This is a genomic window from Okeania sp. SIO2F4, assembly GCF_010672385.1.
GTDB lineage: Bacteria > Cyanobacteriota > Cyanobacteriia > Cyanobacteriales > Microcoleaceae > Trichodesmium.
Genome location: NZ_JAAHGT010000454.1, coordinates 1 through 7,574 on the forward strand (window position 1 = coordinate 1; position 7,574 = coordinate 7,574).

Annotated in this window: 7 protein-coding genes; 6 read left to right on the top strand and 1 reads right to left on the bottom strand. The window is 37.3% G+C overall.

Annotated elements, in window-relative coordinates; translation table 11 throughout:
- Positions 1-207 precede the first annotated feature (207 nt).
- From ccmL to ccmO, 5 genes are all read left to right on the top strand, one after another.
- Positions 208-510 (top strand): beta-carboxysome shell vertex protein CcmL, encoded by a 303-nt coding sequence (gene ccmL / locus F6K22_RS24495; protein ID WP_293103944.1) that lies wholly within the window; start codon positions 208-210, stop codon positions 508-510.
- Between the two features lie 105 nt (positions 511-615).
- Positions 616-2,619 carry a beta-carboxysome scaffolding protein CcmM gene (gene ccmM, locus F6K22_RS24500; protein WP_293103947.1) on the top strand — a complete coding sequence of 668 codons (2,004 nt, stop codon included), beginning with the start codon at positions 616-618 and terminating at the stop codon, positions 2,617-2,619.
- A gap of 603 nt (positions 2,620-3,222) precedes the next feature.
- Positions 3,223-3,657 (top strand): arsenate-mycothiol transferase ArsC, encoded by a 435-nt coding sequence (locus F6K22_RS24505; protein WP_293103949.1) that lies wholly within the window; start codon positions 3,223-3,225, stop codon positions 3,655-3,657.
- Between the two features lie 60 nt (positions 3,658-3,717).
- Complete coding sequence (gene ccmN / locus F6K22_RS24510; RefSeq protein WP_293103952.1) at positions 3,718-4,563, top strand: beta-carboxysome scaffolding protein CcmN; 846 nt, start codon at positions 3,718-3,720, stop codon at positions 4,561-4,563.
- Between the two features lie 407 nt (positions 4,564-4,970).
- Complete coding sequence (gene ccmO / locus F6K22_RS24515) at positions 4,971-5,753, top strand: beta-carboxysome assembly protein CcmO (protein WP_293103955.1); 783 nt, start codon at positions 4,971-4,973, stop codon at positions 5,751-5,753.
- Between the two features lie 217 nt (positions 5,754-5,970).
- On the opposite strand, the gene F6K22_RS24520 is transcribed toward ccmO, so the two are convergent.
- Complete coding sequence (locus F6K22_RS24520; protein WP_293103958.1) at positions 5,971-6,129, bottom strand: hypothetical protein; 159 nt, start codon at positions 6,127-6,129, stop codon at positions 5,971-5,973.
- Between the two features lie 657 nt (positions 6,130-6,786).
- Between F6K22_RS24520 and F6K22_RS24525 the strand changes: the two genes are divergently transcribed.
- A complete protein-coding gene (locus tag F6K22_RS24525) occupies positions 6,787-7,440 on the top strand; it encodes an RNA-guided endonuclease InsQ/TnpB family protein (RefSeq protein ID WP_293103961.1) in 654 nt (217 codons plus the stop codon).
- Positions 7,441-7,574: the final 134 nt, after the last annotated feature.

A 7,574-nucleotide genomic window follows, 5' to 3' on the forward strand; every position in this document is an offset into this window, starting at 1 on the left:
TATTCTGACTATGACTACATTGGAGAGGCGCGAGAATGTTTTAACCACCCTGAGAACTGCTATATATATTGGTGGAATGTTACTAATTGTGAGGTTTTATATCAGTTTTATCAAGCAGGATGAACTGACAAACATTACTATTGGTAAGCTTAAAAACCTTGTTCAGGTAAAAATATAAAATCTGAAATCATGTAATTCAAACAGATCATGCAAATTGCCAGAGTTCGTGGCACTGTTGTCAGCACCCAGAAAGAGCCTAGCTTAAGAGGAACAAAGCTACTTCTGTTGCAGTTCATAGACGAAGAAGGCCATCCACTACCAAAGTATGAAGTAGCTGCCGATAATGTCGGTGCCGGAATTGATGAATGGGTTTTGGTTAGCCGTGGTGGAGCAGCTCGTGAAGTACCTGGCAGTGAAAAACTTCCTGTAGATGCCAGAGTAGTAGCTATTATTGACACGATAACTGTGGACAATCGCATGATCTATGGTAAAAAAGACCAATATCGTTGAACAGTCTACTACCAAACTGTTGAACTGTTGGATGTTGAACTATTAACAACAAGAAATTTACCAAATACCCAACACCCAACATTTAACTGAGAGAGGAAAAAATAGATGCCACACCGTAACGAAGCAGCTCCACCTACCCCCTGGTCAAAAGGCTTGGTGCAGCCAAAGATTGACGAGACAGCTTATATTCACTCCTTTTCCAATATTATTGGAGATGTCCGCGTTGGAGCTAATGTATTAGTAGCTCCTGGCACATCAATTCGTGCTGATGAAGGTACTCCCTTCTCTATTGGCTCGGGAACTAATATCCAAGATGGAGTAGTTATTCACGGTTTAGAACAAGGACGAGTCATAGGTGATGACCAACAAAAGTATTCTGTGTGGATAGGTAACAATGTTTCTATCACTCATAAAGCTCTAGTTCATGGTCCTTGCTACATTGGTGATGACTGTTTTATCGGTTTTCGTTCTACAGTTTTTAACGCTCGCATTGGTGAAGGGTGTATCGTTATGCTCCACGCTCTGATCCAAGATGTAGAAATTGCTCCTGGTAAGTATGTGCCTTCAGGAGCAATTATTACGAATCAACAGCAAGCAGACCGTTTGCCAGATGTACTACCCGATGATATGGAGTTTGCCCATCATGTGGTGGGAATTAACGAATCTTTACGACAAGGTTATCTGTGTGCGAACAATATGTCTTGCATTACCCCTATTAGAAATGAAATGAACATTAATTACACAAATGGTAACGGTTACAGCTCTTCAGGAGGAACTGGTAGATTGACCCCAGAAGTAATTGCTCATGTAAAGCAGCTAGTATCCCAAGGATATTATGTTGGTACAGAACACGCTGACACTCGTCACTTCAAAACAGGTTCTTGGAAGACTTGTTCTCCAATTGAAAGCACTAACTCTTCAGAAGTGGTAGCAGCTCTAGAAGGTTGTATAGCAGAGCATGCTGCAGAGTATGTACGGATGTTTGGTATAGATCCTAAAGCTAAACGTCGCATATCTCCAATTATGATTCAACGTCCTGATGGTAAAAAAGTTGCTCAAAAATCAACTACTGGTAACTACAGTGTTCCTGCTGCTCCTACCAGGGTTAAAACTACTACTGGAAATACTACAGGTTTAACTCCAGAAGTAGTAAACCAAGTTAATTCTTTGATGTCTCAAGGATGCAAGATTGGTACAGAGTATGCTAATGAACGTCGGTTTAAAACTAGCTCCTGGCAAAATGGTCCGACAATGCAAGGTTGGGCTGATATAGAACAATTTTTAGCAGAACACAGTGGTGAATATGTCCGTTTAATTGGTGTTGACCCTAGTGTTAGACGTCGTGTTGCAGAAGTATTAATTCAAAAACCTGGCGATCGCTCAATTCAACAATCTGTATCTACTTCTCGAAGTTATCAAGCTCCTGTATCTAACCAAAATGGTGCAGTTCAAACTGGTTTAAGTCAGGAAGTTGTAGATAAAGTACGTTCTTTATTTAATCAAGGATATCGGATTAGTTTAGAACATGCTAATGAACGTCGGTTTAAGACTAGCTCCTGGATGAGTGGCGCTCCTATCTCTGCTACTAATCCCTCTCAAGCAATAACTGAACTTGAACTTGCTTTGGCAGAATATAGTGGGGAGTATGTACGTTTAATTGGTGTTGATACTAATGCGAAACGTCGGGTGATGGAAACTGTGATTCAACAGCCAAATGGTAAAGGTCAGGGATTTGCTTCTCTTAAGGCTACTTCTAATGGAGCAAGTAATAGTGCTGCTCAGCCAGTACCAATACCTATTTATAGTAGTGTAACAGCTTCTTCTACAACCCAGAAGTTAAATCAAGATGTAATTGAACAAGTTCGTTCTTTGATTGCTGGCGGTTACAAAATTGGTACGGAATATGCTGACCAACGTCGTTTCCGCACTAGCTCTTGGAAAACTGATACTCAAATAGATGCTCGACGTGAGGCTGATGTTTTCCCAGTTTTAGAGAAAAGTTTGGCTCAACATGAGGGAGAATATGTCCGTTTGATTGGTATCGACCCTAAAGCGAAACGCCGTGTTTTAGAAATGATTATTCAGCAACCTAACGGTAAGGGTAATTGAAGCAGGTGTTAGGTGTGAGGTGGTAGGTTTTAGGTGAGTAACCTACGCTACGACTTAGCACCTTTTTCCAGACGCTGTGAAGATGGTTGGTTTTAAACCCAATTGTGTAGGTATTTAGCTATTGTGTAGGTATTTAGGTGTTTAGATCGGGACTTACGGAACCAACCTAGTAACCGGGTTTCTTTGTGTAAGTCCTATAAATGATAAATGTTGGGTAAAATATTGTTACCTAAAAACAATAACCTAGTGTTTAGTTGCAAAAGTTAGTAATATTATTTTTTGTATGGATTTCCTTAGGTTTGAAGCTTTTTTCTTGGCTCAATAAGTATATTAATTTATGCAATTAGACACTAGAACCTACAACCTAATTCCCGCTTCACCTAATATTTTCGGAACCTAGCTACAATAATTAAACAACTCGATGGTGAAAAATCAAAAGTTTTGGTTGTGATACCAATTTACTTTAAATGTGGAATAATTTCCGGAAATTACTGTATAGCAAAAGTTTTGAGCCTATAAAATCTTACTTTTAACTTTTAACTTTTGAGTTCTGTGAAACAGTATCACTTTGCTCATACTTAATAGCACTATAATTATATAGTTATGAAAAAAATTCTCTTTCTTTGTACGGGTAATTATTATCGCAGTAGATTTAGTGAGTATTTTTTCAATGATTTAGCCTCAAAAAAAGGAGTAAAATGGCAAGCAGATTCACGGGGTTTGAATGTTAATCCAGAATCTGGTAATGTGGGTGCTATTTCATCGGAGGTTATCAAAGCTTTAGAATCTTTGGATATTCAGATTGATTCTGTGTCTTTGAGGGAACCAATGGAAGTTAAACAAATAGATTTAGAAAATGCTACTCAAGTTGTTGCTGTCGATCGAGTTGCTCATCGTCCTTTAATGGAATCTAAGTTTCCTCAATGGGTTGATAAAATTGAATATTGGCTAGTTAAAGATTTGGATGACAATCCTGATCAACCTCCTCTTTTGCAACTACAAAATAATATTCATTTACTTCTGGAAAAATTAGATTAAATTAACTTTATATTGCCTAATATTTTATGCTTAAAAGGATTATTATAAAAAGGAGTATTTATGCAGTTGCCACCACTACAAATTATGACAAATATTGAGCCTTTTGTTAGTGGTGATGTAAAAATCGATCCAAGTGTGGCGATCGCTCCTGGTGTTATTATTCAAGCTGCTGATAAATGTCAGATTATTATTGCAGCGGGGGTTTGTATTGGTATGGGAGCTATTATTCATGCTTACCAGGGCAATATTGAAATTGAATCAGGAGCTACTATCGGTTCAGGTGTTTTATTGGTTGGTAAGAGTAAGATCGGAACTAATGCTTGTGTTGGTGCTTTGGCAACTATTATAGAACAAGATTTGGAACCCGATAAAGTTGTACTACCTACTTCTATTATTGGCAATTCAGGACGACAAATCTTAGAGAATTCTACTATATCTTCACCTCATCAAAGGTCAGCTCAAAGTTATCTATCCTCAGATGAAACCCAGGAAAATAATCATAGTTCAAATTTAGCAAATACTTTTTCATCTTCAGAGGAAACTGATACAGAAACTGAAAAAACTAAGACTCAATTACAATCAGCAAATACTGCTTCATCTCCAGAGGAAACTGATACAGAAACTGAAAAAACTAAGACTCAATTACAATCAGCAAATACTGCTTCATCTCCAGAGGAAACTGATACAGAAACTGAAAAAACTAAGACTCAATTACAATCAGCAAATACTGCTTCATCTTCAGAGGAAACTGATACAGAAACTGAACAAGCTAACACTCAATTACAAGAAGAGTCACCTCCAAATATCGATCCTAAAATTTATGGTAAGGAGTATGTCAACCAGATAATGAAGACTTTATTTCCTCATAATAATTCTTTGAGTTCTCATCCTGATGATGAAGACTAAAATATATCGTCTTACCCAGACTTGATAGTAAATTTGCAGCTACTGAGTTTCTAGCAGATAAACAGAAAATTTCTGTTTGACAAGAACACATTTCTTTGGTATCGAGATAACTTGATCGTTATTAAAAAAAAATATATAATATAATATAATCTAAAATTAAGTAGAGACATACCTAAAAAACTTTCTATCTTTTAGGGACAAAAAGTGATTAATAATGTCTAAAAATTAACTTCTTAATCTGAAAACTCCCACTGGTGAGAGTTTAACTGTAATTTTAGGTGAGCTAAACCAGTTTATATTTTTAATTTGATATAAAAAATTCCCAAAGTAGCCCTAAAGACCATCAGCTAGAATGTTGGAGAGAGTTAGGTGGGTTAACTGCTACGCCGAAGTCAAAGAGGTAGAAAATGAAAATACAAACCCACAATAACTATAAGCTAGAGTCTATTGAATCTCCCATCAAGTTTGGAGATGCTGCTCTTGGTTTAGTAACAACTAGAAGTTTTCCGGCCATAGTTGGTACTGCTGATATGATGCTGAAGTCATCTGGCGTAATGTTGGTAGGGTATGAAAAAATTGGTAGTGGATATTGTACGGCGGTAGTTCGTGGTGGTATAGCAGATGTTCGTTTAGCGGTAGAGTCTGGAGCACAAACAGCGGAAAAATTTGGACAACTTATTTCTAAGACTGTCATTCCTCGACCTTTACCTAATTTAGAAGTTGTATTACCTATTGGTAGTCTTTTAGTTAAAGTATCTCAAGGTAGAGTTTCTGCTGAGTTTAGAAATAAGGCAGTTGGTTTGATAGAGACTAGAGGTTTTCCTGCAATGGTGGGAGCTTGTGACGCAATGCTCAAATCTGCTGATGTACAGTTAACTGCTTATGAAACTACAGGTGCAGGTTTGTGTACTGCTATTGTTCGGGGTTCGGTTTCTAATGTGGCGGTAGCTGTAGAAGCTGGAATGCACGAAGCAGAAAGAATTGGAGAGTTAAATGCTGTAATGGTAATTCCTAGACCATTGGATGATTTAGAAAGAACATTGCCTGTAGCTGGTCATCTGATTGAAGAAAAACCTGAACCTTTGCGTTTACCAATGGCACTGAAAGAGAAGGAAAAAGAGCTTGTCAGATTACCAGATTTTTCTCAACTTACTTTGCCTATTAAAGAAGAGGTTAAGGATAAATCTTGAGATCCTTTTGTTGCTTAGAGTCGAAAAGTAAAAGTTAGTGGGCTGACACACCTTAAATGTTGCATGAGAAAAAAATCCTCAAACCTTGCCATAATCATAAGAATTATACGAAAAACTTGGTCTGCACAGTTTTAGCTGTGTCAGTCCAATATTTCTATTGCGTATAGAGCAATAATTAATTCATTTTCTGAAGCACTCCACCAGCAGAGATGGATAGTCAAAAAAATCTGACTATTGCGTATAGAGCAATAGTTAATTCATTTTCTGAAGCACTCCACCAGAGGAGATGAATAGTCAAAATTTCTCTTCCCCATGCGTATAGAGCAACAGTTAATTCATTCCCTGAAGCACCCCGCCAGAGGAGATGGATAGTCAAAAAAATCTGACTATTGCGTATAGAGCAATAATTAATTCATTTTATGAAGCACCCAGTCAGAGGAGATGGATAGTCAAAATTTCTCTTCCCCATGCGTATAGAGCAATAGTTAATTCATTTTATGAAGCACCCCGCCAGAGGAGATGGATAGTCAAAAAAATCTGACTATTGCGTATAGAGCAATAATTAATTCATTTTATGAAGCACCCAGCCAGAGGAGATGAATAGTCAAAAAAATCTGACTATTGCGTATAGAGCAATAGTTAATTCATTTTATGAAGCACCCCGCCAGAGGAGATGGGTAGTGAAATTTTTCTTCCCCATGCGTATAGAGCAATAGTTAATTCATTTTATGAAGCACCCAACCAGAGGAGATGGATAGTGAAATTTCTCTTCCCCATGCGTATAGAGCAATAGTTAATTCATTTGCTGAAGCACCCAGCCAGCAGAGATGGATAGTGAAATTTCTCTTCCCCATGCGTATAGAGCAATAGTTAATTCATTTGCTGAAGCACCCAGCCAGCAGAGATGGATAGTGAAATTTTCGTACTGGACTGACCGAAAAATTGGGTCTCAAGCCTCGCCCTTCTAGGGCAACTTTTAATTTTTTTTGCTTGATAAATTATGTTATAATACTGTTAGTTTAAACATCAGATTATGAAAGCTAGATTTAAGTATCGGATCTATCCAACAACGGGACAAAAATACCGATTAGCAAAGCTATTTGGTTGTGTCCGTGTTGTTTGGAATGATAGTCTAGCTTTTTGTCAGAAAAAGTACAAATCAAGAGAAAAGAAACCCACTAATTCTGAACTACAAAAAGTATTTATTACTCAAGCTAAAAAGACTGAAGATAGAGAATGGTTGTCAGAGGTTTCTAACATACCACTGCAGCAATCTTTAAATGATTTAAACCAAGCTGATCAAAACTTTTTCAGGTCTACAAAAGGTAAGAGAAAAGGTAAACCTGTAAAACTTCCTAAATTCAAAAGTAGGAAGTCAAGACAGACTGCTAGGTTTACAAAGGAAGGGTTTAAGGTTGGTCAACATAAAGTTCCTAGCAACGCCAAGATTGGAAAGCTGAAAATTGTTTGGTCAAGGGAATTACCTGCTGTTCCATCATCAGTAACAGTAGTCAAGGATTCAGCTAATAGATATTTTCTGAGTTTTGTAGTAGAAATACAACCAGAATCATTACCTCAAACTGACAATTCAGTAGGTATAGATTTAGGAATAAAAACTTTTGCTACTTTGAGCAATGGTCAAAAAATTGATGCTCCTAAACCACTCAAAAAACGAATTAAGAAGTAGCCTCTTTCAGAGGAGCTGCGCTAACGAAAATTAAGTAAGTCATTATCTAAGAAAACTAGAGGTACAAAGCGACATGAAAAAGCTAGGCTAAGAGTAGCTAAATTTCATGCCAAACTGAAAGATACAAGGACAGA

What these genes read in the sequence shown, in the direction of transcription:
- ccmL (WP_293103944.1), top strand. Translation starts at nt 208, where the DNA reads ATGCAAATTGCCAGAGTTCGTGGCACTGTTGTCAGCACCCAGAAAGAG.
- ccmM (WP_293103947.1), top strand. Translation starts at nt 616, where the DNA reads ATGCCACACCGTAACGAAGCAGCTCCACCTACCCCCTGGTCAAAAGGC.
- F6K22_RS24505 (WP_293103949.1), top strand. Translation starts at nt 3,223, where the DNA reads ATGAAAAAAATTCTCTTTCTTTGTACGGGTAATTATTATCGCAGTAGA.
- ccmN (WP_293103952.1), top strand. Translation starts at nt 3,718, where the DNA reads ATGCAGTTGCCACCACTACAAATTATGACAAATATTGAGCCTTTTGTT.
- ccmO (WP_293103955.1), top strand. Translation starts at nt 4,971, where the DNA reads ATGAAAATACAAACCCACAATAACTATAAGCTAGAGTCTATTGAATCT.
- F6K22_RS24525 (WP_293103961.1), top strand. Translation starts at nt 6,787, where the DNA reads ATGAAAGCTAGATTTAAGTATCGGATCTATCCAACAACGGGACAAAAA.